A 25,234-nucleotide genomic window follows, 5' to 3' on the forward strand; every position below is an offset into this window, starting at 1 on the left:
CTTTCGGTTGGCCCGCATCGGCGCGGCGGGCAGGTTTGCAGAATTACTCCATGCCAGACCCAAGCGTCAATCAACAGGCACGTTGCGGCGCAGTTCCTCCAGCCAGACCTCGGCCACAGCGTCGCTCGGCGCGCGCCAGTCGCCGCGCGGTGACAGCGCGCCGCCGCTCGATACCTTTGGGCCGTTGGGGATGGCGCTGCGCTTGTACTGGCTGGTCTGGAAGAAGCGCACAAGGAACGCCTCCAGCCACTTGCGGATGGTGGCAAGGTCATACTGGTTGCGCTGGCTTTCGGGGAAGAACGGTGGCCACTCGCCCGCTTCGAGATCGCGCCAGGCGTGGAGCGCGAGGAAGGCAACTTTGGACGGCGGTAGGCCCCAGCGCATGATGTGGTGGAGGAAGAAGTCATTTAGCTCGTAAGGCCCCACCTTGCTTTCCGTGCTCTGCACTTCGCCATCTTCGCCCACCGGGACCAGTTCGGGGCTGATCTCGGTATCGAGGATCGCCTGGAGCACCGCGTCGGTATCGTGGCTGAACTGTTCGGACCGGATGGCCCAGCGGATGAGGTGCTGGATCAGGGTCTTTGGCACGCCGGAATTGACCGCATAGTGGCTCATATGGTCGCCCACGCCATAGGTGCACCAGCCCAGCGCCAGCTCGGACAAGTCGCCCGTGCCGACAACGAACCCGTTGTTCTGTCCGGCCAGCCGGAAGAGGTAATCGGTGCGCAAGCCCGCCTGGACGTTCTCGAAAGTCAGGTCATAGACCGGATGCCCGTCGGCAAAGGCATGGCCGATATCCTGCAACATCTTGGTGGCGGCGGGGCGGATGTCGATTTCCTGCGCGTGGATGCCGAAGGCTTCCATCAGCTTCCAGGCATTTCCCTTGGTGTGGTCGGTCGTGCCGAAGCCGGGCATGGTATAGCCGCGGATCGTATCGCGCGGCAGGCCCAGCCGGTCGCAGCATTTGGCTGCCACGATCAGCGCATGGGTGGAGTCGAGCCCGCCCGAGATACCGATGACGAGCGATTTCGTGCCCGTCGCTTCGATCCGCCGCATCAGGCCATCGACCTGGATGTTGAACGCCTCGAAGCAGTCCTCGTCCAGCTTGTGTTCGCGGGCGGGCACGAAGGGGAAGCGGGCGATGGCGCGGTGGAGGCCGATGTCGCCGCGTGCGGGGCTGTGCGCCATGGGGACGAACCGCCAGTGGTCGGCCGGGCGGCCAGCCGCCTCGATCGCGTCGTCGAAAGTCTTGTTACGCACCCGGTCGCCGTGGATCGATTGCAGGTCAACGTCGGCAATCGCCAGTTCCGGGTGCAGTGCGAAGCGCTCGCTTTCGGCCAGCAAGCCGCCCAGTTCATAGATGAAGCCCTGTCCGTCCCACGCATGGTCGGTCGTACTTTCGCCGTGCCCCGCGGCGGAATAGGCATAGGCACAGCTGGTGCGGGCAGAATGGCTGCGGGCGAGGAGGTGACGTTCGTCGGACTTGCCGATCACGATGTTGGAGGCAGACAGGTTGGCGCAGACCGTGGCACCCGCCAGTGCGCCTTCGACGGAAGGGGGCAGCGGGGCCCACATGTCCTCGCAGATCTCCACATGCAGGCGGAAATGCTCGATCGCCTCGCTGGCGAAGATCAGGTCGGTGCCGAACGGCGCTTCCAGCTTGCCCACGCGAATGGTCGCGCCCTTCACGTTGCGGCCGTGAGCGTACCAGCGCTTCTCGTAGAATTCGCGGTAGTTGGGCAGGAAGCTCTTGGGCACCACGCCGACAAGCTTGCCCGCCGCGATCACCGCAGCGCAGTTGTAAAGCTGGCCCTGCGCCATCAGCGGTGCGCCGATCACCAGCACGGGGGTGAGGTCAAAGCTGGCCTCGACCACCTCGGCCAAAGCCTCCTCTACCCGGGTCAGGAAGGCGGTCTGCATTACCAGGTCATCCAGCATGTAGGACGACAGGCACAGTTCGGGATAGACCAGCAGGTCCACATGGCATTCGTGCGCCCGCCGCGCTTCGGCGAGGATGGCATCGCGGTTGAAGGCGATATCGGCGGTCCGCACTGCCGGCGTGCTGGTGGCCACGCGCACGAAACCGTGGCTGTGGAGCGCGTGAAAATCGAAACTGTCGGTGGTCATTGTGGGTGAATCCGTGGAGGGGAGGGGCGGTTCCAGCCAATCGCCGGGCTGGCAGATGCCAAGTTGGGCAAGGCGGCGCTGGACCGGAGCGCGCGGCACCTTGCCCTTTACCTCCCAGCCATAGACCGTGCGGCTTGGCCAGGGATCGGGCTGGCCATAGAGCGCGCCGAATTCGTCCGCCGACAGAGGCGGTTGCTGCGCTTCGCGCCATGCCCGAATGAGTTGTCCCGCTTTATGCATCGGCGTCTGGTATCCCCAAAGGATACTTCGATCAAGCCGTCATCGCGCTTGCCCGCTGCCCAGTCTCGCGCCACACCTCGCCTGGGATGCTGAACACCACCACCTTTGCGCCGCTGCGTCACCGGGCCTTTGCCGTGCTGGTGGCGAGCAGCCTGCTGGCGAATGTGGGTAACACCATCCAGTCGGTCGGGGCTTCGTGGCACCTCACCGAACAGGGCCAGCCGGCCGACGTGGTGGCGCTGGTGCAGACCGCCTACAACCTGCCGATCATGCTGCTGGGCCTGCCCGCCGGGGCATGGTCGGACATGGTCGATCGCAAGAAGCTGCTGTTGACCGCCCTCGGCGGGATGCTTGCGGTATCGCTGCTACTTGCCGTTATGGTCGGGCTCGACATGGCGGGGCCGGCGGTGACGATCACGCTGACGGCGCTGCTTGCCTGCGGCGTTGCCTGCATGATCCCGGCCGTGGCGTCCTCGGTCAATTTCGTGGTCCCGCGTACCCAACTGGCGGCGGCGGTCGCGCTCAACATCCTGGGTTTCAATGTGGCGCGCAGTTTCGGACCGGCGCTGGGCGGGGCGGTCACCTCGCTGGGCGGGGCGAGTGCGGCCTTTGCGGTCAATGCGGTGGCCTATCTGCTGGTAATCGCGCTGCTGTGGCGCTGGAGCTTCCCCGTCGAACCCCCGCGCAACAAGGGCAAGGTGGGCAGCGTCATGGCCGAAGGGCTGCGCCATGCCTTCTCCTCGCGCGAGATACGCACGATCATGCTGCGCGGGTTCACCTTTACCACCACCGGTGCCGCAGCCTGGGCGGTCATGCCTCTGTTCGCCAGCGAGGTGCTGGGTAAGGGGTCGTTCGTCTATGGCTTGTTGCTGGCGGGACTGGGCGTGGGCGCAGTGATCGGTGCCGCCAGCGCTACATGGTTCCGCGCGCGCTATTCGGCAGAAGCGATCATTCGTGCTTCGGGCGTGATCTATGGCCTCGGCTGCTTGCTGGTGGCGCTGGTGCCCAGCCTGCCTGCGATCATGCTGCTGCTGGTGCTGGCGGGTTCGGGCTGGGTTCAGGCGCTGTCAGGCTTTGCCGTTTCGGGCCAGTTGTGGGCACCGCAGGCACTGGCGGGCAGGGTTGCCTCGCTGGTCAGCAGCGTGACCTTCGGCGGCATCGCGGTGGGCAGCTGGGCCTGGGGCCACTTTGCCGATGCACAGGGCATCACCACGGCACTGCTGGCATCGGGCGCGGCGATGGTGGTGCTGCCGCTTATCGGCCTTGTCCTCAGGATGCCGGCGCACGAGGCGCCGCAGCAGGGCTAGGCCGCTGCGCGATCCCCGCCGATCGGCAGCCGCGCCTTCACCGTCGCATTGGACAGGTCGAGGCCATAGAGCTTGGCCGCATTGCCACCGGTAATGCCGCGCACCTGCTCTACCGGCATGTGACCCATGTGTTCGGCGATCTTGGCCACTGAATCGGGCCAGATGGAATCGGGGTGTGGATAGTCGCTCGCCCACAGGAGGTTTTCCGGCCCCCAGAAACCAGTCAGTGCCATGGTAGTGGGGCTTTGCTGGAACGTGCCGTAGATCTGCCGCTTGAATAGTTCGCTTGGGCGCATCTTGTGCGGGATGCCGCCTTTGTCATCCCAGTAGTCGGCGCATTCGTGCAGCCGGAAGTGGCGGTAGTCGAGCTCCTCAACCACCCACGGAACCCAGCCCGCGCCGCATTCGGCGATCACCAGCTTCAGCCCAGGGTGCCGTTCAAGAATGCCCCAGGCGAACAGGTCCACGAAGGGATCGAGGAACTGTTCGATGAACATCTTGGCGTGAAGGAAGGTCGCACCGGGCGAGCCTTTGTACTTGTCGAACGCCTTGGACACGCCGGGGAACACGGTGACGTGGAAGGATAGCACGATGCCGCTTTCTTCCAGCAGGCTCCACAAGGGTTCCCACCGCTTGTCTTCCAGCCGGGGTTCACAGACGGCGATCTGCAGGTTGGCCTGGCGGCACTTGCCCAGCATCGCCAGCCGCTGCAATTCAGCCAGGGCATATTCGGGATGCGGCGGCAGCATGGCCACGCCGATAAGCCGGTCGGGCGCGGCGGAGCAGAAATCCTCATACAGCCAGTCGTTGTAAGCGGCGTAGCAGGCCTGCATGAAGGCCTCGTCGGTCGTCCGGATCGAGGTGACGGGGCCGAACACCACATGGGCCCAGACGCTGTCGCGGTCCATGTCGGCCAGCCGCAACTGAGGGTTGCCCGCGCGCAGTTCAGTCACATCCTCGATCCCGCCGCGATCATATGCGGTGTGGATCGGCTTGGGGCCGGAAAAGCCCATCGGGCGGCCGGACCAGAAGCCCCAGCTCTGCCCGTCGGCCATCCACAGGGCGGGCCCCTTGTCCTGTTCCACCACCTGCGGGACACGGTCGCCCCACGACGAGGCCATGCGGCTGGTCCACACATTTGCCGGCAACATGTTGAGGTCGAGGTGGTCATCACAGGAAACCAGCGCGGTTTCGATCATCGGGCGCTCCGCAGGATAGCTATTTGACTTTGTCCGTAGCGCAGGAATTCGGCAATTACCATGCCTCCCAAGGTCCACTGTCATGACAATGCCGCCCTTCCGATGGGGAAGGACGGCATCATTGTGGTTCCCGTGAAGGGGAGCGGGAACCGGAAGGTTTAGCGGCAGCGCGCCCCGCCACGGTCGATCTCGCGGCCCAGGACACCGCCAAGGGCAGCGCCGAGCAGCGTGCCGACGGTGCGGTCGCCGCGGGTGTCGATCGTGCGGCCCACCAGTGCGCCACCGGCGGCACCGATGATCAGGCCCGTGGTGCCGTTATCACGCTGGCAGTAGTAGCGGCCGTCATTGCCCTGCCACACTCGGTCGTTGCGGCTGACACGGCGTGGTTCGACATAGCGGCCGCGATCATCATAGCGGCGGCTTTCGTAACGCCGACTGTCGCGGCGGTCGTCGCCGCGATCATAATTCCGGTCGTTGTCGCGATAGCCGTGGGCAGGAGCCCAGCGGGGCGGATCGGCGGCGGCCGGTGCGGCGGGAATGGCCAGCATGGCGGCGGCGAAAACCAGGATGCTCTTGCGCATGATACCTACCTCTTGTTGCGTCTTGCTATGAGTGGATAATCGGCACATTCATTCATCGATCCCCAACGCCAGATGAACGGCTCGTTGGGATCGGTAATGTGGGACGAAATGTTTTCCAGCAGCGATGAGGCGAAGAAAATCGCTTAGCGGGGCCCGAGCTTTTCCAGCAACTGCCCGCGGAGCTTGTCCGCCAGCGGGGCAAGCGTAGTCACTTCACGCAGCAGCTCGGCATCGGGCGGGGTCGATGTTCCCCAGATTGCTTCGAATACCCGCGCCATCGGCCAGCCAGGCAGGCCGCGTTCGATCAGAGCCAGTTCGTCGCCCGCCTGCGCCTCGCCCGGTTCGAGCACGCGGTAGAACCAGCCGCAGCGGCCCGTGCGCATGATGGTCTTGACCATGCCCTTGGCGCCGAAGCGGTGTTCGATCTTCCAGCACGGCTGGCGCGGCTGGCAGGCTTCGAGCAGCGCCGTACCCAGGTGAAAGCGGTCGCCGAGCAGGACTTGATCTTCTGTCAGGCCCCTGGTGGCGAGGTTGCTGCCGAAGCTGCCGGGTTCCTGCAGTAGGATCTCGTCCTCCAGCTTGTCGCGCCAGAAGTAGTGATGATCGAGTGGGTAGTGGTGCACCGCCATGTCCGGCCCTCCGTGATGGTGGCGGTCGGCCTGCATATCGCCCGCAATGCCCGAGCCGGTAATCGCAACCTTGCCAGTGAGCGCCTGTTTGGCGATGGCGCTCTGTTCCGTTCCGCGGAACGGGACCGACTGTGCGGCGCAGATGGCGAGAACTGTGGTCATGCGGGGCCTTTCTGCACGGTAATGGCAATCCAGTCGCGCATGACCTTGTCCATACCGCTGTCGCGATAGTCCAGTACCTCTACGAGCGACCAGTCGTGCGCGGCGTAGAGCGCCATCAGGTCATCGCGTGGCGGGAAATTGTATAGCCGACCCAGCGCATCGCGGGCGTCGCCCTGGCCCAGTTTGTAGTTGGCGAAGAACCATCCGCCCGGCCTAAGCGCCCGGAATATCCGCGCCAGCACGTGGGCCAACCCCTCGATGGGCTGGTGGTGGAGCGAAGCGTGGGCCCAGACCGCGTCGTAGCCAGCCTCGGCATCAAGCTGGCCGAATTCCATCTGCCGGGCGGGGCGACCGAGCTTCTCCGCTGCCAGCTCGGCCATGCTGGCGGTTCCGTCGGTAGCATCGACGACAAAGCCGTGCGCCTCCATCCGCGCCGCATCGCGTCCGTCGCCGCACCCCAGTTCGAGGATGTGGGCACCCGGGTCGAGGCGGGCACAAAAGGGGTCGAGAAACTTCGAGTGCGGGTAAGGGAATGCCTCCGCCCATTTACGGGCGTGCTGCTGGTAGAAATCGCGGGTCGCCGGGTCCATCGGGCCAGACTAGGATAGCGGGATGGAAAAGGCGATGATTCATGAAGCTCGATCTGGTTGACGTTTTCGGTACCGGCCCGCTCAGCGGCAATCCGCTGGCTGTAGTGGGGGGTGGCGAGGAACTGGACACCCCGCAGATGTTGCGCTTGACCCAGTGGCTCGGCTTTTCCGAAACCACCTTCCTCTTGCCGCCGACCGATCCTGCGGCGGATTACCGGGTGCGGATATTCTATCCGGCGGGCGAACTGCCCTTTGCCGGGCATCCCACGCTGGGTTCAGCCTTTGCCTGGGCAGCGGCAGGGGGCAGGCCTCGCCGGTCCGGCGTGGTCGTGCAGCAATGCGAGGCAGGTCTGATCGAAGTGCGGCTGTCAGGCGACATGCTGTCCTTCGCCGCGCCACCCTTCACCCGCTATGGCCCGCTGAGCGAGGACGAGGCAGCCGAAGCGGCGCGCATCGCAGGGGTCGATCCGGCGGCGATTGTCGAAGCGGTGCATGTCGCGAACGGGCCGAAATGGCAGCTGCTGCGCCTGGCCTCTGCCGCCGAAGTGCTCGCCGCCAGCCCTGCGGCGCGCGCGCCAATCGGCACCGATGTGGGCCTTGCCGGACCGTGTGATCCGGGCAGCGCAGCCGATTGGGAGCTGCGCGCCTTTTTCGCTAACCAGCAAGGCGTCTTGGTGGAGGATCCGGTGACCGGCAGCTTCAACGCCGGCGTTGCCATGCACCTGTTCGCCAGCGGATTGGCGCGGGGAAGCTATGTGGCGGGTCAGGGTCAGGCGACCGGAGCCGATGGCCGGGTGATGTGCGAGCAGGACGAAAGCGGGCAGGTGTGGATCGGCGGGCGATGCGCGATGGTGGCGCGGGATGGCGAACTGCCCAATTTATAGCGCAACCCCGTTCGCCGGTGTCTCGACTTCGCTCGACACGAACGGAACTGGTGCGGGCCTAGGCCTCCAGCGCGGCCTGCTTTTCCTCGGCCAGCCGGTCAAGCTCGGCGCGGCTTTTCTTTTCGGCGCTGGTTTTCAACTGCCCGCAGGCGGCATCGATATCGCGGCCGCGCGGGGTGCGGACGGGGGCCGAAATGCCGCCCTCGAACACGATATTGGAGAACCGCCTGATCCGTTCCGGCGTCGAGCATTCATAGGTCGCGCCGGGCCACGGGTTGAACGGGATCAGGTTGACCTTGGCGGGCAGGTCATAGTGCCGCAGCAGCCGCACCAGTTCGCGCGCATCCTCGTCGCTGTCGTTCTTGTCCTTCAGCATCACGTATTCGAACGTGATGCGGCGGGCATTGCTGGCGCCGGGATAGTCGGCGCAGGCCTGGAGTAATTGCTCGATGCCGTACTTGCGGTTGATCGGGACGATCTCGTCGCGCACGTCCTTGGTCACCGCGTGGAGGCTGACGGCCAGGTTGACCCCGATCTCCTCGCCACAGCGGGCCATCATCGGCACCACGCCGCTGGTGGAGAGCGTAATGCGGCGCTTCGACAGGGCCAGGCCATCGCCGTCCATCACCAGTTGCAGCGCATCGCGCACGTTGTCGAAATTATACAGCGGCTCGCCCATGCCCATCATCACGATGTTGGTCAGCAGGCGGCCGTCAGAGGTATATTCGGAAGCCTCTTCGGCCTCATCGTCGGGAACGATGAAGTCCATGCGGCCCTTGGGCCATTCGCCCAGCGCGTCGCGCGCCAGCATGACCTGGCCGACAATCTCGCCTGGGGTGAGGTTGCGCACCAGACGCATGGTCCCGGTGTGGCAGAACCGGCAGTTGAGCGTGCAGCCGACCTGGCTGGAGACGCACAGGGTTCCGCGGTCGGCATCGGGGATGAAGACCATCTCGAAATCGTGGCCGTCGGCCGTGCGCAGCAGCCATTTGCGGGTGCCGTCGGTACTGTGCTGCGCCTCGATTATCTCTGGACGGCCGATGACAAAGCGCTGTTCCAGCCACGGGCGCATGGTCTTGGCAATGTCGGTCATCGCCTCGAAGTCGGTCACGCCGCGATGGTACAGCCAATGGAACAACTGTTTGGCGCGCAGCTTCGCAGCCTTGGCATCGAGCCCGGCCTCGGCCAGCAGTTCGGCGATGCGCTTTTTCGGCAGGCCCATCAGGTCCACGCGGCCATCGGCGCGCGGCGTGATGTCACGCGCCACGGGAACCGGATCAATCTGGCCCGGGATCGGCATGAGCTGGGTGTCTGGCATGATTGGCGGGCATATAGTGCACCATGAGCAATTTAGCCAGTGCGCGTGCGCGAACGGGGGTCATCGACCAAGGTTCCGCAACTTGTCGCACTGCAGCTTCGGTTCATCGATCACTATGTGACTAAAAAATCACATGTTTCTTGTTGTGTGAGGTTCATGAAACTCCCCGCCCCGCCACACATTCCCGCTGTCCCGGCACGAACATTTCGTCGGGATTGAGAGAATGGAGATTACCAATGAAAAAGGGTTTTGCACTCGTCCTGGCCGCCGGTTCGGTGGTGGGGCTGGCTACACCGGCCCTGGCGCAGGACGCCACCTTCACCGGCCCCCGGGCGGAAGTGCTGGTCGGATATGACCACCTGCGTCCCGGCAGCAGCGAAGATTTCGACAACGATGACGACTTCAACCGTTCGATCGACGATGTGGCTTACGGCGTCGGCGCCGGCTTCGATTTCGGCATGGGCGGGCTGGTACTCGGCGTGGAAGGGGAATGGATGATGTCCAATGCTTCGACCCAGTTCGAGACCACGTCCTTCACGACCTTCGGCGTTTCCAACTTCGAAGTGGGCCGCGATCTCTATGCCGGTGCCCGCGCCGGTTTCGCGGTGACACCAAGCACGCTGCTCTATGCCAAGGGCGGATATACCAACACCCGCCTCAACATCCTCGCGAGCGATAATGCCACCGACACCCGCACCAAGGCCAAGCTTGACGGGTGGCGCGCTGGTGCTGGTGTCGAGCAGATGCTCAACGACAACGTCTATGCCAAGGTCGAGTATCGCTATTCGAACTACCAGCGCGGCGAATTCGAAGCGCCGAGCGGCCTCGAAAGCGACCGCTTCGATGTCGACCTTGACCGTCACCAGGTGATGGTAGGCTTCGGTGCTCGGTTCTAACTTACCGTAAAGCGTAAAAAAAGCGGGCAGGCCGGGGAGCGATCTCCGGCCTGTTCTCTTAGAGGGGGTCAGGGATTACGCGCGCAGCCCACGGTCGCAGCATCCATGGCCGTAGCCGCGCCATCAAGGCTGTAGCGATCGGTGAACAGCCGCCCCTGGCTATCCCGCCCGCTGACCTGCATGGAACTGGCGGCGCGCATTGCCGCCACGATCTGTGCGTCGGACTGCCGGTCTGCGGCAAAGGCGTTCCTGCCTGATCCGGCCAGGTCGAAACGCTGACCGCCAATCGCCAGGCGGGCCGTGGTGCCCGCTTGCAGGTCGCGCGACAGGCGAAAGTGCAACTGGCCGCGCACTTGCAGTCGCGGCCATGTACCCACGCTGGCCGAGGCTGCGGCACTCCCGTCAGACGCCGAGGCTTCAGTCGCCGCGATGGCATAGCAGCGCGGTACGTCCACATCCCTGAATGCCCCCCATTGCCCGAATACGCCCAGGCTGTCGCGGGCCATGGCTGGCGCGGCGATCAGGGCGAGGGGCAGCAGGAGGGCAAGGCGGCGCATCTTCCCCGCGTTATCGCATGGAGAACGCGGCGTAAAATCGTATCGGCAAATTTCGGTTTTTCTGGCTCTGCCAACAGCTTCATGGCACCATCGTTAGAACGGAGGGGCACCGAGAGACTTGGCCCCGGGGGAAAGCGCAGACGCGTTCAAGATGGATCTGCTGGCTGATCATAACCTGCCGTTTGCCATCGCGCTGGGCGCGATGCTCTTGTTGTCGCTGATCCAGATCATCGGCGTGAGCGACCTGTTCAGCGCCGACGTAGATGCGGACATCGATGCCGGTGCTTCGTTCGATGGCTCCACTTCGCTGATGGGTGGCATCACCACGCTGCTCGGCATTGGGCGGGTGCCGTTCCTCGTGTGGCTGATGGTTTTCCTGTTCCTGTTCGCCGCGATCGGCCTTGGCATCCAGGAACTCGCCGAGAACCTGACAGGCGGGCCGCTCTATAACTGGCTCGCGGCGCTGTTTTCCGCCGGAGCAACCTTGCCGACCACTGCCGTGCTGGTGCGCCCGCTGGGCAGGATAATGCCGCAGGACGAAACCGATGCGGTCCATGTGGAAACGCTGGTCGGCCGCCGAGCAGTGATCACCATCGGCCGCGCCGCCAGCGGCTCGCCAGCCCGCGCCAGGGTGCTCGATTTTCACGGCACGACCCATCACGTGATGGTTGAGCCGCACGAGGCGGGCAGCGAAATCCACGAGGGCGAGGAAGTGCTCCTCGTCCGCCGCGAGGGGGCGGTTTTCTTCGGCATGCCACTGGCCGAACGGCGCCTCTCACCGCTCGACTGAACCGTTTTTAGCCACTTAATTGCTTCGAGGAACGACCATGGACGACCTGCTGCCATCCACAATTATCCTTCCTGCCGTTGCAGTTATCGCCTTCTTTGCCGTACTGATCTTCCTCGCCAAACTCTACCGCCGCGCGTCCAAGGAAATCGCCTTTGTCCGCACCGGCGTGGGCGGCGAGAAAGTGGTGATGAACGGCGGCGCGCTGGTGCTGCCGGTGTTCCACGAGACCATGCCGGTCAACATGAACACGCTCGTCCTGCCGGTGGTGCGTCGCGATAGCGAGGCGCTGATTACGCTCGACCGCTTGCGGATCGATGTGAAGGCCGAATTCTACGTCCGCGTCCGCCCCGATGCCAGTGCCATCGCCATGGCCGCACAGACGCTGGGCCAGCGCACGATGCAGCCCGAACTGCTCAAGGATCTGGTTGAAGGCAAGTTCGTCGATGCCCTGCGCTCGGTTGCAGCGGGCATGACCATGAACGAGTTGCACGAACAGCGCGCCGATTTCGTGCAGAAGGTGCAGCAGGTTTCGTCGAACGACCTGGCCATGAACGGGCTGGAGCTGGAATCGGTCTCGCTGACCGGGCTGGACCAGACTTCCATAGAGCACTTCAATGCCAACAACGCTTTCGACGCCGAGGGCCTGACCAAGCTGACCGAGCAGATCGAAGCGCGCAAGAAGCTGCGCAACGATATCGAGCAGGATACCCGCGTCCAGATCGAGACCAAGAACCTCGAAGCCAGCCAGCGCAGTTTCGAGATCAGCCGTGACCAGGAATTTGCCCGGCTGGAGCAGGAACGCGAAGTCGAGATGCGCCGCGCCAAGCAGGGAGCCGAAGTCGCGCGCGAACAGGCAGAGCGCAGCCGCGAAGCACAGGTAGCGCAGATCGATGCCAAGAAGCTGGTCGATTCGCAGCAGATCGAAGCTGACCGGCTGGTCGAGGAGGCGCGGATTGCCCAGGTCCAGGCGCTCGAGATCGCCCGGCAGGAACAGCAGATCGCGGTGCAGAACAAGAGCCGCGAGGAAAGCCAGGCCAAGGCCGAGGCAGATGCCGCGCGCGCTCTGGCCGTGGCGGCGGAGGAACAGGTTTCGACCAGTCGCCAGACCGAGATCGCCGAGCGTGACAAGCGGATCGAACTGATCGAGGCAGCCAAGGTTGCCGAGCGCGATGCCATCGCCATCAAGGTCCAGGCCGAGGCCGAGAAGGACGCCGCCACCAACCGCGCTGCCGCGGTCAAGTTGGAAGCCCAGGGCGAGGCCGACGCCGAGAAGCTGCGCGCCGATGCGGCTCGCGTCCGATTCGAAGTGGAAGCCGCGGGCCAGCGGGCGATCAACGAGGCGGCCAATATCCTCTCGTCCAACCAGATCAGCCTGCAGACCAAGATGGCCCTGCTCAAGGTCCTGCCCGAAATGATCCGCGAAAGCGCCAAGCCGATGGAGGCGATCGATTCTATCAAGATCGTCCAGGTCGATGGCCTGACCCAGCGTACGGGCGGCGCGGGCGGTTCGGCGAGCGCGGGCGGCGGATCGGGCAATGCCTCGACCGGCAATCTTGCCAACGATGCAGTCAGCGCGGCGCTGGCCTATCGCGCCCAGGCGCCGGTACTGGACGGGCTGATGAAGGAACTGGGGCTGGATGGCTCCTCTCTGGGCGGGCTGGCCGCAGGCGGTGCTACCGCTGCCCAGCCGATGGCTGCCGAAACTGCCGAGCCGGATGAAGAGCCCAAGTCGAAGGCGAAAGCGGACAAGCCCGCGCCCACACCTGACGCGACAGAGGGTGAGGCGGAGTAGCCGCGCCCAGCTAGTCTGCGTCCGCTAGGCTTCGTAAAGGTCCAGCCAGGCCATCACGTCTGTTTCGGTTGCCAGGAACAGGCCTTGCTGCACCTCTTCGGGCTGCTGGGCGGCAATCCGCATGGCACCGGCTAGCGGGCCATAGAACAGCGTTTCGGGCGCGCCGCCTTCGGCATCCCGGTCGAGGTGGTAGAGGCGGACAGTCGCCCCGCTGGAGGTGCCGCGCATCAGTCCGGCTCCCGCCTGACACCATCGAGCAGGGCGGCGGCGCGGGCCTCGTCGGCCTTTCGCGCGGCCTTTGTTGCCTTGCTCTCGCCATGGACGGCGCGGTTGGCCTGTGCTTCCCGCTCTTTCGCATTTCGTGCCCGATCCTTGCGGGCCATGCGCAGGTTGACGATCTCGGCCATCAGTCTGCACCCGCAGGATAGGCAATCGCCAGCACTTCCCACTCGGCGCTTCCACCCGGCAGGTGCACCGTGCGCAAGTCCCCCACCGTCGCACCACGCAAGGCCCGCGCGATGGGCGCACTCCAGCCGATCCGTCCTGCCGAGGCATCCTGCTCGTCATCGCCCACCAGCATTACCTGCCGCTCATTGTCATCTTCATCCACCATGGTCACCGTCGCGCCGAACCACACGCGGGTGTGGTCGGGCTGGGCGGCGGGATCGATCACCTTGGCGGCCTTCATCCGGCGGGCAAGGTGGGCCAGCTCACGGTCGATCTCGCGCATGCGCTTGCGCCCGTAAAGATAGTCGCCGTTCTCCGACCGGTCGCCATTGCCGGCCGCCCAGCTGACGATCTCGACGATCGCCGGACGATCGGTACCGAGCAACTGGTCGTAGCGCGCCTTCAGCGCTGCAAGACCGGCAGGCGTGATTGGATTGGTCGCAACCTGTGCCACGGATTTTAGCGCAGGAAGTCGCTGATCTGGCGGCTGCGGCCCCCGGCTTCCGACGGATAGAGGTGTTCGTAGACCACGGCGTTTTCCAGCACGCGGTGCACATAGGTGCGGGTTTCGGCAAAACCGATCCGCTCGACCCATTCGACCCAGCTGATCGCACCGGTGCGCGGGTCGCCATTCTCCCGCAGCCAGCGGTTCACGTTGCCTGGCCCGGCATTGTATGCGGCCACGGCCAGCGGATAGGAGCCGTTGTAGGTCCGCAGCAGCCGCTCGATATGGTTCGAGCCGAGCTGCATCGAGTAGGTCGGGTCATCGATCAGGCGGCTGGCTGAATAGGACATGTTGGCGCGGCGCGACTCTTCCTGCGCGGTAGCAGGCATGAACTGCATCAGCCCGCGCGCTCCGGCATGGCTGATGGCGTTTTCGGCGAACTGGCTTTCCTGCCGGGCGACGGCGTGGATCATCGTCCAGTTGGTGCCGCGAGGGGTTTGCAGCCGGGGAAAGCCGATCATGGTGAAGCCGTTGTGCCCGTCGGCCATGGCGGCTTCGGCCAGGTTCACCGCCAGATCGCGGCGGCCGATATCGCGCGCCAGCTCGGCCACCAGCACGTGCTCCGCCGCTGTCGTAGCCTGGTCGGCGATGGCGCGGTAGAAGCGGATGCCGACGCTCCACGGAGCGTCGCGAGCGACTTCCGACACGGCACGGGTGATGGGCTGGCCGCGAAAGGCCGTGCGCTGTTCTTCTGTCGGCTGCTCCTGCGGCGCGAAGGATGCCAGTGCCGGCAGCGGACGGCCAAGCGCTTCGAGCGCAAGCTGGCCGTAGAAGCGGTCGGCATATTGCGCAGTCATTTCGTAATAGCGGTTGGCTTCGGCCGTGTTGCCCGCGCTGGCAGCAGCGAGCGCCGCCCAGTAGAAGCCCTTCGAGCGGGTCTGCGGCGTGCGGGCGGCTGCGCCATAGCGATAGAACAGCGGCGCGGCTGAGGCGGCATCACCGCGATCCCACAAGGCGCGCGTGCCGCCCAGCCACATCAGCGAGGTATAGTCGTCGCGCAACTTGAATTCGCGCGCCGAGATATCCTCGCCCGGCGCAAAGGCGTCATCCACGCTGGTGGCAATCAATTGCGCCCCGCGCGCGTCAGTCGTGCGGGCGACGGCGAGCAATTCCTCAACCCAGGCCGTGGCATCCAGCGGCAAGGAAGCCAGCGGAGCGCGGCGGGTGTGCAGTGCAACGGCCTCTGCCGCGCGGCCCTTCTGGCGAAGTTCGCGGCTGCGGTTGTAGAGATAGCCCGGGTCGCTCAGCGCGGCAGGATTGCTCGTCGCGCCGTCACCGCCCTGGATGATGCGCAGCCGCGCCTCGAACACCGGGCGACGAGCGACCGAAGTGCGGGTAAGGTGACGAGCGGCGGCCGCGGCATCGCGCTGCCATAGCAGGGCATCCATCCGCCTGTCGTGATCGTCCAGGGTAAAGGTGTGGCCGAAGGTGGTGGCGATGGTGGCCTCGGCAACTTCGCTCATCTCGCCGCCGCGCCATGCTTCGAGAGCAAGGGCAGCCGCGCGTTGCGGATCGCGTCCCTGCAGCGCAAGGGTGTAGTGGGCGCGGGCGAAATTGGTCACCGGTTCGTAGCGGTCGAAAAACTGCAGCAGGGTTTCGTTGGGCACGAATTCGCGCCGCAACCGCTGTTCTGCGCGGGAACGCAGTGCGGTCTCGTCCGGGAAGCCGGGGTTGCCAAGGAGGAAGCTGGCATAGCGATCGAACGGCAATTGCGCGCTGCGATCGTCATACAACTGTTGCCAGCGGGTGATCTCGCGCGCCATCGGCCCAGGCCCTTCGGCCACCAGGCTGGCGCGCGCGCTGTCCCAGCCGCCCGCCTCCTGCGCGGCAACGGGGAGGGGGAGGACAACAGCGAAAGCGATGAGTGCAGCACGAACCATGCTGGACATAGTGGCGGGCGCATCATTATCAGGCGCTGAACGCGAAGGTCGTGTGGTCATGGCTTCGAGAATCCCGTGTTTGGCGGGACATTGCAAGAGGAATAAGAATGTTTTCTGGCTCGATTCCGGCTCTGGCGACGCCCTTCCGCGACGGGGCGTTCGACGAGGAAGCATTCCGTCGGTTCGTCGATTGGCAGATCGACAACGGCTCGTCCGGCCTCGTACCCTGCGGGACTACCGGCGAAAGCGCCACGATCGACAATGATGAGCATCACAAGATTATCGCAGCCTGTGCTGAGCAGGCTGCGGGCCGCATTCCGGTGATCGCCGGCGCGGGCAGTAACGACACCCAGACCGCACTGTGGCACATCAAGGAAGCGCAGGTTGCAGGGGCCGATGCCGTGCTGCTGGTGGCGCCTTACTATAACCGGCCAAGCCAGGCCGGGCTGCTGGCGCATTACAGCTACCTGGCAGAACGCAGCGAACTGCCGATCATGCTGTATAATGTGCCTGGCCGCACGGTGACTGACCTGCTGCCCGATACGGTTATCGAACTGCATCGCCGCTTTCCGGACAAGATCGTGTCGATCAAGGACGCCAGCGGCGACCTGTCGCGGGTGGTTACCCACCGGATCGGCGCGGGTCCCCATTTCAACCAGATTAGCGGTGACGATCCACTGGCGCTGGCAGGCTATGTGCTTGGCCAGCGCGGCTGCATATCGGTGACCGCCAATGTCGCGCCCAAGTTGTGCGCCGAGTTCCACGATGCTGCGCTGGCGGGCAATTACGCACTGGCGCGCGAATTGAACGAAGCGCTCTATCCCTTGCACAAGGCGATGTTCGCAGATGCCAGTCCGGCCCCGGCCAAATATGGCCTGAGCCGGTTGCACGACTGGTTTAGCCCGGAAGTACGCCTGCCGCTTGTCGAATGCTCCGATGCCGCCAAGGCGGCGGTCGATGCTGCGCTGGAGGGACTGGGCCTAGTGTGACACCGGGCGACAATGGCATCCGGCCGGGCAAAGGGAATTGACGCCACGGCTAGAGGTGTTTGCTTTTGCCCTGCCAGACACTACATGGGCTGCCACCATGGCACGCCCCAAACCTCCCGTTTTCGACAAGCAGAAGATCGTCGCGGAAAATCGCCGCGCGCGGTTCGACTATGCGATCGAGGACGTGTTCGAGGCGGGGCTGGCGCTGACCGGCACAGAGGTGAAGAGCCTGCGGTTCGGCGAAGGATCTATTTCCGAAAGCTACGCCGAGGTGCGCAATGACGGGCAGGTGTGGCTGGTGAACGCCAATATCCCCGAATACAGCCACGGCAACCGCCTGAATCACGAACCCAAGCGCCCGCGCAAGCTGCTGCTCAACGAGCGCGAGATCCAGAAGCTGTTCGGCGCAGTGGAGCGCAAGGGCATGACGCTGGTTCCGCTGTCGGTCTATTTCAACGGGCGCGGTCGGGCCAAAGTCGAACTCGCTCTGGCCAAGGGTCGTCAGGCGCACGACAAACGCCAGCACCTGAAGGAACAGGACTGGAAGCGCGACAAGGCGCGGATCATGCGTGACAAGAGCGCAGGAGACTAGGAAACCTAAGTGGTTGGTCCGACCGTCGCCGTTAAGCTGCTGTTCGTCGAATGTAGGTTATCGGCTCCTTTCCAGTGGCCCGCAAAGGTGTATGTGACCCGGTAATATGGCAGCAAGCGGCATCATGACCTGGCTGAGAGCGCGGTGGCCGCGCATGCCGCGGCGCGAAGACATGGTGCGCAACAAGTATCTTGCCCCCATTGCGCACCGCTTTGGCCGGTCGGAATTGTGGCGATTTACCCGCCGTTCCGTGCCGCGCGGGGTAGCCCTGGGCCTGTTTGCCGGCTTTATCATCCCTGTAGGGCAGATATTTCTCGCCGCTTTCCTCGCCCTGCCGACTCGCGCCAATGTGCCGGTGGCCGCACTGGTCACGTTCCTGACCAACCCCTTCACCCTGCCGTTCTGGCTGTGGGTGGCCAACGAGGTGGGCAGCTTCGTGCTCAAGATCGATTCGATCACCACTGGCGCCGCCAACGCCGAATTGGCGAGCGGGCGGTGGTCCGATTTCGGCTGGTTCCAGATGCTTGAGGGCGTGGGAGTGACGGCATTCGGGTTCGTCGTGCTGTCCATCCTTAGCGCCTCGATCGGCTATGTCGTGTCGGGCTTCCTGTGGCGCTTTGTGGTGGCACGTAAATGGACCAGGCGACCCGCGCGCCGGAAGGTGGTAAGCCCCGCCGAATGACGGTTCGGCTGTTGAGGGATTCTTGTTTGTGAGCGCGAGGAAAGCGCCGGATTCGCGCGGCCTGCAGTCGACCGGGCTGATGGACGGGCTGGCGGTATCCGCAGCGGTCCTTGCCAGTATCGCTCTGATCCAGTTCGCCAGCGGCAGCCTTACCGTAACGCTGGCCTTCGCCGGTGGCCTGACCGTGCTTGGCCTGATCGCCTTTGCCTCGGCCCGGTTTGTTGCGGCCCCTGGCGCTCCACAGGAAGCAGCAGGCCCCGACTGGTCGGTTACGGTTGCCGCGATCGAGCAACCGGGCCAGGCTGTCGCCATCACCGACCGGGCCAACCGGTTGGTCTGCGCCAATGCCGCCTTCGAGCTGTGGTTCGGATCGGGCCACGCCCCGCCGCGCCTGCCGGTCGATGGCACATCGTCCGAGATACTCGCAAAGCTAGCCCGCAGCGCCTGGCGTGACGGCAACAGTGGCGAGGTCATGTCGATCGCTGACGAGGACCATGCATGGACAGCCGAAGCGCAACGGGCCGGGCGGGCCGACGATTACCTGATCTGGCGGTTCAGTCCGATCCTGCGTAGTGAGCCATTGCTGGCGCTCACCCGTCACATAACCGGGCCGTTCGGCCGCATGCTGGGGGCAGCGGGCATTGCCACCGCGCTGGTCGGTCCGGACGGTGCCATCCGCGCCGTCAATTCCGCATTTGCCCGTCGCGCCGGTGGTGACGAAGTGGCGAGCATGGTGGGCCAGGATTTTGCCAGCCTGCTGCAATCGGACGACCGTGACCGGATCTACTTCTCCCGCGAGGGTAAGAAAGGTACGTCGCAGACACTGGTCCACGTCCCCCTGGGAGATCCGGAGGACGCGGCAACAGCGAATGCTCACGAAAACGATGAGCCGGCGCTGATGCTGTTGCTCGATGCCGGGATCGGGCTCGGTGGCCTGGCGACCGAGACACGGGGTCAGACCCCGCAACTGGAAGCCCTGCTGGAAAAGCTCCCGCTCGGCCTAGCAATGACTGACCGCGACGGGCATTTCCTGTTCGCCAACCCCGCCTTCCTGCGCGCCGCCGGAATCGAGGGGAGGCCGCTGCCGCCCTATCCTTCCGACCTGGTGATCGCCCGCGACAAGACTGCCATGTCCGATGCCGTTCGCCGGTTTGGACAAGGCGTGGCCAACAGCGGTGACATCGCCATACGCCTGCGCAGCGAGCCCGAGGAGCCGGTCTCGCTCGGGCTGGCCGGGGTGCGCGGCCTGGGCGAGGCATCGGTGCTGCTCAGCCTCGCCGATACCAGCGAGGAAACGCGGCTACGGCGGCAAGTGGCGCAGGCCACCAAGATGCAGGCGGTAGGGCAGCTTGCGGGCGGCGTGGCGCACGATTTCAATAACGTGCTGACCGCGATCATCGGCTATTGCGACCTGATGCTGCTGCGCCACACGCCGGGCGACAGCGACTATGACGACATCCAACAGATCAAGGCCAACTCCAACCGCGCTGCCAGCCTGACGCGGCAGTTGCTCGCGTTCAGCCGCCAGCAGACCCTGCAGCCCGAAACCCTGCAATTGCCCGATGTGATTTCCGAAGTGTCGCAGCTGCTCAAGCGTCTGATGGGTGCCAAGATCACCTTGCGGGTCCACCATGACCGCAACCTCGGCCCGGTGCGGGCTGATCCGCGCCAGCTGGAGCAGGTGATTATCAACCTGGCGGTCAATGCGCGCGATGCCATCCAGACCAAGGGCGGCGGGGAAAGCGCCACCGGCACCCTGTCTTTCGTGACGCGCCGGGTTGCTGCCACCGACATCAAGCGCATGGGGTCGGAGATCATTCCGGCGGGCGACTATACCGTGCTGGTGGCCGAGGACACCGGCGGCGGCATCGCGCCCGAAGTGATCGGCAAGATCTTCGAGCCATTCTTCACCACCAAGGAGCTGGGCAAGGGCACGGGCCTTGGCCTCTCCACCGTCTATGGCATCGTCAAGCAATCGGGTGGCTTCATCTTCGCCAGCAATGCCCGCTCGCCCGACGGGCATACCAGCGGAGCGCGCTTCACCATCTACCTGCCCGTCCACAATGCCAGCGAGGATGAACTCGCCCGCGCCGAAGCCGAGGAAGAGGCGCGCGACTGGTCGGGCGGGGGCTGTATCCTGCTGGTCGAGGACGAGGACATGGTGCGCGCCGTGGCCGAACGTGCCCTGACCAGGCAAGGCTATGAAGTGGTGACCGCCAGCGACGGGGACGAGGGGCTTGAACTGGTCCGCGCCGGTGGCAAGTTCGACCTTGTCGTCAGCGACGTGGTGATGCCGGCGATGGATGGCCCGGCCATGGCGCGCGAAATCCGCAAGCTGCAACCGCGCCTGCCGATCCTGTTCATGTCGGGCTATGCCGAGGAACAGTTGCGCAACCAGATCGATATCGAGGCGATGCATTTCATGGCCAAGCCCTTCAGCGTGCAACAGATTGCCGACAAGGTGGCGAGTGTGCTGGCGGGCAAGGCGCGGGCAGGGTAGTTACCGCCCGGCGTTCAGCGCGGATACAGGCGCAAGGGTGTGACATTGTCACCTCGGTAACTGTACGATCGTATATGCTCGATCGTAGGGGGTGAAACACGATGAAACTGCACCGCCTGGCTCTTGTCTCGCTGCTTGGCGCCACCGCGCTCGGCTCCGCCGCCGCCCTGGCGCAGCAGGATCCCGCCACCGAAAGCACATCCCAGGGCGACCTGTCGGTCACGATCTACAACAACGGCCAGTCGCTCGTGCAGGACGTGCGCCAGCTCGATATCCGGTCCGGCCGCTCTACCGTGACCTTCCCCGATGTATCGGCCATGATCCGGCCCGAAACCTTGAGCTTCAATGCCGCCAACACTTCGATCGTCGAACAGAACTTCGATTTCGACCTTCTGACCCCGCAAAAGCTGATGGAAAAGGCCGTGGGGCAGGAAGTCACCTTGATCCGCACCAATCCCGCCACCGGTGCCGAAACCATGCAGCGTGCCGAGGTGCTATCCACCTATGGCGGCGTTGTGGTCCGCATCGGTGGCAATATCGAGGTGCTGCGCGACGATGGCCTGCCCGTGCGGGTGATCTTTGACCGCCTGCCGCCCAACCTGCGGGCACGGCCCACGCTGTCGGTCACACTGGAAAGCAGCCGTGGCGGCACGCGCCCGGCCTCGATCCGCTACCTCACGCCCGGCCTCGGCTGGTCGTCGGACTATGTCGCCCTGTACGACGAGACGCGCGGAACCGTGGACATGCAGGGCTGGGTCACGCTGACCAACACCACCGGCACCACGTTCCATGCAGCGAACACGCTGCTGGTCGCGGGCAATGTCAGCGGCGGCCGCTCGCAGCCCCGGCAGGCGCCCCGGCGTGACCTGGTCAGCCCTGGCACCGAAACTGCCGACCGGGAACGGCTGGGCGATTTCTACCTCTATCCCATCGCCGAGCGCACCATGATCGCCAACAACCAGACCAAGCAGGTCAGTTTCCTCGATGTGCAGGGGGTGCCCGCTCGCCGCATCTACAGTCGCCAGATCGGCTGGCTGGCGAGCGATTCCAGCCCGATCAACGCTTCTGCCGCGATCAGCTTTTCCTCCAGCCGCGATGGTGGCCTTGGCGATGCCTTGCCGGCTGGAACAGTGCGGTTCTACCAGCGCGATGCGGCAGGCTCGCCGCAGTTCATCGGCGAGAACGGCATCGGCCATACGCCCATGGGCAGCGTCCTGTCGCTGCGCACCGGCGATGCCTTCGATGTCTTCGTCCAGGCCGAAGTGGAAAGCCGCAACCGCATTACTGCCGCCGAATATGAACGAAGCGCCCGCTACCGCGTGATCGAAAACGGCGAGGTGACCCGCGAGGTCGAGGTGGACCGGGCGGTGGACTATTACCAGACCACGATGCGCTACACCTTCACCAATGCCAAGCCCGAGGCGGTCGAAGTGGAACTGACCCAGGGCGGGCTCGACCAAGGCTGGTGGGCGCGCGATTTTCGGGTGACGTCCGAGGATGTGGCGGGCCAACAGCTCAACGTCGGCAGCCGCCTCTATCGCGTGAACGTGCCCGCCAACGGCACCCGCGTGGTGCGCGTCACTTACCAGACGAAGTACTGAGCGGGGAAGGGCGGGTGTCCACCCGTATCAAACTTGGTGCGCTCGGGCTGGCGCTGGCCACGATTAGCCATTCTCCAGCTCTTGCCCAGCAGCGCCCCGTGGTCGATGCCGCCGAACCCAGCGCGCTCGCCGTCACCGTCTACCGCGCTCCGAACCGTGCTCCCGGCGGCGAGATGGACCGCAACTGGCCGCAAGGCTTCGCCATGATCAGCGAAACACGCCAGGTCACCCTGCCGCCCGGCGAATCGACCATCCGTTTCGAGGGCGTGGCCGAGGGCATGGTTGCCGTTTCCGCCATCGTCACCGGCCTGCCCGGCGGAACGATCGAGAAGAACCGCAATGCCAATCTGCTCAGCCCGGCTGCATTGGTCGATGGCACGCTGGGCAACCGAGTCACAGTCACCCGCACCGATCCCGCGACCGGCGCGGAAACCGCTTCCAGCGCCGTGATCCGCACCCGCGCCGATGGCGGACTGGTGCTCCAGACCGACCAGGGCTTCGAGGCCGTGCGCTGCTCCGGCCTTCCCGAGCGGCTGACTTTCGACCGCGTGCCCGCCGGCCTTTCGTCCGAACCCGTGTTCTCCATCGACACACGCGATTCCACGGGTGGCACCTACACCATCACCCTCACTTATCTTGCCTGGGGGTTCGACTGGCAGGCCAACTACGTCGCCACGCTGCATGAAGGCGGGGACAGCGACGATGTGCGGCTGCGGCTGATGAGTTGGCTGACCGTGCTCAACGACAACAACCAGAGCTTCGAGGACGCCGAACTGATGGCGGTGGCAGGCACACTCAACGTGGTGAGCGATTTCCAGGGCCTAAGCGATCCGCCGGAAGGGCGGCCCTTGCAACTCACCTGCTATCCCTTCGGCAGCACGGCGGCGGGCTCGCCTGAGCCCCATTACGACAAGGGCTATGCATCAGGCGGGATGCTGCCGGCGCCGCCGCCTGCGCCGATGATGATGCGCGCGGCAGCAGAGGCCGATATGGCGCAGGAGATCGTCGTCACAGGCGCGCGGATGATGGCGGAAGAGGAAAACCTCGGCGATCTCAAGCTCTATCGCCTGCCCGAACTGGTCACCGTGTCGGCCAAGGGGCTGAAGCAGGTCGCATTCCTTGATCGCGCTGCGGTTGAGGGGCGGCTCCTTTATCGGACTCAGTGCCAACCCTACAATGAGAGAGACTTTGCCGAGGCCAGCGAGATCCTGTTTGCCACGGTGAACGACGAAGATCACGGACTCGGCGTTGCCCTGCCATCGGGTAACATAGCCTTCTTTGAACCTTCGGCCGCAGGCGAGCTGCTGGTGGCGGAGGAGAACTTACGCGACTATGCCAGTGGACAGGACGTGGAGATTGTCCTGGGCCAAAGCACGCAGGTCATGGCCATGTGCCAGCGCCGGACCAGCCACGATCCGCAGGATACCAAGGGAGCCTGGACGCGCATGCGTTCAACGCTCACCAACGCCAACCAATCGCCGGTTACTGTGCGGCTGCAACTTGGCAGGCCGGGGCAGTGGGCGTTCCGCGGCATTGCCAGGGAATTGAAGGATGGCCAGCGAATCACCGAGGTGACCGTCCCGGCCAATGGAACGCGCGTGGTGGAGTGGGAATTGCGTTCTGCAACAGCGCAATAGCGCGAATTTCAGCCATTCTCCGGCCAAATCCAACAAATCTTCGTTCCCCCCTTGTTCTATCGGAACAAACTGAGTACATAGTGTTCCAGTTGATGAAATGATCGCAACACTTGGAACGTGGGGAGCACCGTGTCATGGCCGCAAGTCTGAAACTGGTAGAGGAATCCAAAGTGGACCGTCAGAAGGCTCTGGACGCGGCATTGGCGCAGATTGATCGCGCATTCGGCAAGGGCTCGGCAATGAAGCTGGGCCAGAAGGAGGCCATGCAGGTGGAAGTAATTTCCACCGGCTCGCTCGGTCTCGATATCGCGCTCGGTGTGGGCGGTCTGCCCAAGGGCCGCGTGATCGAAATTTACGGCCCGGAAAGCTCGGGCAAGACCACGCTGGCGCTGCACGTGCTGGCCGAAGCGCAGAAGGCCGGCGGAACCGTCGCTTTCGTCGATGCCGAACATGCTCTCGACCCGGTCTATGCCAAGGCGCTGGGCGTCAATATCGATGAACTGATCATCTCGCAGCCCGATACCGGCGAACAGGCGCTCGAAATCGTCGATACCCTGGTTCGTTCCAACGCGATCGATGTGCTGGTTGTAGACTCGGTGGCTGCGCTGGTCCCCCGGGCTGAGATCGAGGGCGAGATGGGCGACAGCCACGTCGGCCTGCAGGCGCGCCTGATGAGCCAGAGCCTGCGCAAGCTGACCGGTTCGATCAGCCGCTCCAAGTGCATGGTGATCTTCATCAACCAGCTGCGCATGAAGATCGGCGTGATGTACGGCAATCCGGAAACCACCACCGGCGGTAACGCCCTGAAATTCTACGCCTCGGTCCGCCTCGATATCCGCCGCACCGGCCAGATCAAGGACAGGGACGATATCGTGGGCAACGCCACCCGCGTCAAAGTGGTCAAGAACAAGGTTGCCCCGCCGTTCAAGCAGGTCGAATTCGACATCATGTACGGCGAAGGCATTTCCAAGATCGGCGAAATTCTCGATCTCGGCGTGAAGGCCGGTCTGGTGGAGAAGTCGGGTAGCTGGTTCAGCTACGATAGCATCCGCATCGGCCAGGGCCGCGAGAACGCCAAGCAGTACATGAAGGACAATCCCGAAGTTTGCGACCGGTTGGAAGCTGCCATTCGCAGCCGCACCGACAAGGTTGCCGAGGAGATGATGAAGGGGCCGGACGCGGAGCCCGAAGACTGATCTCCTCAAGAAGTGCCGCGCGCTCCCCAATACCGACCGGGAGCTGGTGCTTGCAAAAACGGAACCGGCGCTTGCCTCCTGGTCGGGGCGGGCGCCGGTTTCATTTTGGACCCTTGGCACTTCTGTTGGACCG

23 protein-coding genes are annotated in these 25,234 nt (G+C 64.5%); 12 read left to right on the forward strand and 11 right to left on the reverse strand.

Annotated features, from left to right (window positions below):
- Positions 1-66: 66 nt before the first annotated feature.
- Positions 67-2,127 (reverse strand): NAD(+) synthase, encoded by a 2,061-nt coding sequence (locus tag M3P36_RS11990; protein WP_249703987.1) that lies wholly within the window; start codon positions 2,125-2,127, stop codon positions 67-69.
- Between the two features lie 326 nt (positions 2,128-2,453).
- Here M3P36_RS11990 and M3P36_RS11995 point away from each other — a divergent pair, with 326 nt between their 5' ends.
- Positions 2,454-3,674, forward strand: a complete 1,221-nt coding sequence (locus M3P36_RS11995; RefSeq protein ID WP_249703812.1) for an MFS transporter — start codon at positions 2,454-2,456, stop codon at positions 3,672-3,674.
- On the opposite strand, the gene M3P36_RS12000 is transcribed toward M3P36_RS11995, so the two are convergent.
- The 4 genes from M3P36_RS12000 to M3P36_RS12015 all read right to left on the reverse strand — a co-directional run bounded on the left by M3P36_RS12000 (position 3,671) and on the right by M3P36_RS12015 (position 6,835).
- Positions 3,671-4,873, reverse strand: a complete 1,203-nt coding sequence (locus M3P36_RS12000; RefSeq protein ID WP_249703813.1) for an amidohydrolase family protein — start codon at positions 4,871-4,873, stop codon at positions 3,671-3,673. The genes M3P36_RS11995 and M3P36_RS12000 overlap by 4 nt on opposite strands.
- Before the next feature lie 158 nt (positions 4,874-5,031).
- Positions 5,032-5,454: a glycine zipper 2TM domain-containing protein gene (locus tag M3P36_RS12005; RefSeq protein ID WP_249703814.1), complete on the reverse strand. Its 423-nt coding sequence runs from the start codon at positions 5,452-5,454 to the stop codon at positions 5,032-5,034.
- Positions 5,455-5,597: 143 nt separating this feature from the next.
- Complete coding sequence (locus tag M3P36_RS12010) at positions 5,598-6,245, reverse strand: MOSC domain-containing protein (protein WP_249703815.1); 648 nt, start codon at positions 6,243-6,245, stop codon at positions 5,598-5,600.
- The gene (locus tag M3P36_RS12015; protein WP_249703816.1) at positions 6,242-6,835 is read right to left on the reverse strand and encodes a class I SAM-dependent methyltransferase; all 594 of its coding nucleotides are present in this window, start codon (positions 6,833-6,835) and stop codon (positions 6,242-6,244) included. The genes M3P36_RS12010 and M3P36_RS12015 overlap by 4 nt, the downstream gene beginning before the upstream one ends.
- Before the next feature lie 41 nt (positions 6,836-6,876).
- On the opposite strand from M3P36_RS12015, the gene M3P36_RS12020 reads away from it, so the two are divergent.
- Positions 6,877-7,719: a PhzF family phenazine biosynthesis protein gene (locus M3P36_RS12020; protein ID WP_249703817.1), complete on the forward strand. Its 843-nt coding sequence runs from the start codon at positions 6,877-6,879 to the stop codon at positions 7,717-7,719.
- A 58-nt stretch (positions 7,720-7,777) separates the two neighbouring features.
- Here M3P36_RS12020 and rlmN read toward each other — a convergent pair whose 3' ends face one another.
- Positions 7,778-9,037, reverse strand: a complete 1,260-nt coding sequence (gene rlmN, locus M3P36_RS12025; protein ID WP_249703818.1) for a dual-specificity RNA methyltransferase RlmN — start codon at positions 9,035-9,037, stop codon at positions 7,778-7,780.
- 236 nt (positions 9,038-9,273) lie between these two features.
- Between rlmN and M3P36_RS12030 the strand changes: the two genes are divergently transcribed.
- Positions 9,274-9,933, forward strand: a complete 660-nt coding sequence (locus M3P36_RS12030) for an outer membrane protein (RefSeq protein ID WP_249703819.1) — start codon at positions 9,274-9,276, stop codon at positions 9,931-9,933.
- A 68-nt stretch (positions 9,934-10,001) separates the two neighbouring features.
- Here M3P36_RS12030 and M3P36_RS12035 read toward each other — a convergent pair whose 3' ends face one another.
- Positions 10,002-10,490, reverse strand: coding sequence for an invasion associated locus B family protein (locus M3P36_RS12035; protein ID WP_249703820.1), 489 nt, complete (start codon positions 10,488-10,490; stop codon positions 10,002-10,004).
- Positions 10,491-10,641: 151 nt separating this feature from the next.
- Here M3P36_RS12035 and M3P36_RS12040 point away from each other — a divergent pair, with 151 nt between their 5' ends.
- Together M3P36_RS12040 and M3P36_RS12045 are read left to right on the forward strand one after the other, a co-directional pair.
- Positions 10,642-11,280, forward strand: coding sequence for a YqiJ family protein (locus M3P36_RS12040; RefSeq protein ID WP_249703821.1), 639 nt, complete (start codon positions 10,642-10,644; stop codon positions 11,278-11,280).
- 37 nt (positions 11,281-11,317) lie between these two features.
- The gene (locus tag M3P36_RS12045; RefSeq protein WP_249703822.1) at positions 11,318-13,072 is read left to right on the forward strand and encodes a flotillin family protein; all 1,755 of its coding nucleotides are present in this window, start codon (positions 11,318-11,320) and stop codon (positions 13,070-13,072) included.
- A gap of 24 nt (positions 13,073-13,096) precedes the next feature.
- Here the strand turns inward: M3P36_RS12045 and M3P36_RS12050 are convergent, their stop codons facing one another.
- From M3P36_RS12050 to M3P36_RS12065, 4 genes are read right to left on the reverse strand one after another with little or no spacing between them, the layout of a single operon-like run.
- Positions 13,097-13,300 (reverse strand): hypothetical protein, encoded by a 204-nt coding sequence (locus M3P36_RS12050; RefSeq protein ID WP_249703824.1) that lies wholly within the window; start codon positions 13,298-13,300, stop codon positions 13,097-13,099.
- Positions 13,300-13,479: a DUF4169 family protein gene (locus M3P36_RS12055; RefSeq protein WP_249703827.1), complete on the reverse strand. Its 180-nt coding sequence runs from the start codon at positions 13,477-13,479 to the stop codon at positions 13,300-13,302. The genes M3P36_RS12050 and M3P36_RS12055 overlap by 1 nt, the downstream gene beginning before the upstream one ends.
- Positions 13,479-13,973: a GreA/GreB family elongation factor gene (locus M3P36_RS12060; RefSeq protein WP_249703829.1), complete on the reverse strand. Its 495-nt coding sequence runs from the start codon at positions 13,971-13,973 to the stop codon at positions 13,479-13,481. The genes M3P36_RS12055 and M3P36_RS12060 overlap by 1 nt, the downstream gene beginning before the upstream one ends.
- 5 nt (positions 13,974-13,978) lie before the next feature.
- Positions 13,979-15,964, reverse strand: a complete 1,986-nt coding sequence (locus M3P36_RS12065; protein ID WP_249703830.1) for a lytic transglycosylase domain-containing protein — start codon at positions 15,962-15,964, stop codon at positions 13,979-13,981.
- A gap of 47 nt (positions 15,965-16,011) precedes the next feature.
- Here M3P36_RS12065 and dapA point away from each other — a divergent pair, with 47 nt between their 5' ends.
- The 7 genes from dapA to recA all read left to right on the forward strand — a co-directional run bounded on the left by dapA (position 16,012) and on the right by recA (position 25,101).
- Positions 16,012-16,893 (forward strand): 4-hydroxy-tetrahydrodipicolinate synthase, encoded by an 882-nt coding sequence (gene dapA / locus M3P36_RS12070; RefSeq protein ID WP_249703832.1) that lies wholly within the window; start codon positions 16,012-16,014, stop codon positions 16,891-16,893.
- 97 nt (positions 16,894-16,990) lie between these two features.
- Positions 16,991-17,485 (forward strand): SsrA-binding protein SmpB, encoded by a 495-nt coding sequence (smpB, locus tag M3P36_RS12075; protein WP_249703834.1) that lies wholly within the window; start codon positions 16,991-16,993, stop codon positions 17,483-17,485.
- A gap of 124 nt (positions 17,486-17,609) precedes the next feature.
- Positions 17,610-18,167 (forward strand): DUF2062 domain-containing protein, encoded by a 558-nt coding sequence (locus tag M3P36_RS12080; RefSeq protein ID WP_249703836.1) that lies wholly within the window; start codon positions 17,610-17,612, stop codon positions 18,165-18,167.
- A 79-nt stretch (positions 18,168-18,246) separates the two neighbouring features.
- Complete coding sequence (locus tag M3P36_RS12085; RefSeq protein WP_249703989.1) at positions 18,247-20,667, forward strand: response regulator; 2,421 nt, start codon at positions 18,247-18,249, stop codon at positions 20,665-20,667.
- 101 nt (positions 20,668-20,768) lie between these two features.
- The gene (locus M3P36_RS12090; RefSeq protein ID WP_249703838.1) at positions 20,769-22,268 is read left to right on the forward strand and encodes a DUF4139 domain-containing protein; all 1,500 of its coding nucleotides are present in this window, start codon (positions 20,769-20,771) and stop codon (positions 22,266-22,268) included.
- A gap of 14 nt (positions 22,269-22,282) precedes the next feature.
- Positions 22,283-23,905: a DUF4139 domain-containing protein gene (locus tag M3P36_RS12095; RefSeq protein WP_249703840.1), complete on the forward strand. Its 1,623-nt coding sequence runs from the start codon at positions 22,283-22,285 to the stop codon at positions 23,903-23,905.
- Positions 23,906-24,039: 134 nt separating this feature from the next.
- Complete coding sequence (gene recA / locus M3P36_RS12100) at positions 24,040-25,101, forward strand: recombinase RecA (protein WP_249703842.1); 1,062 nt, start codon at positions 24,040-24,042, stop codon at positions 25,099-25,101.
- Positions 25,102-25,234 lie beyond the last annotated feature (133 nt).

Origin of the sequence: Altererythrobacter sp. KTW20L, assembly GCF_023501975.1 — a bacterium.
Taxonomy (GTDB): Bacteria; Pseudomonadota; Alphaproteobacteria; order Sphingomonadales; family Sphingomonadaceae; genus Alteraurantiacibacter.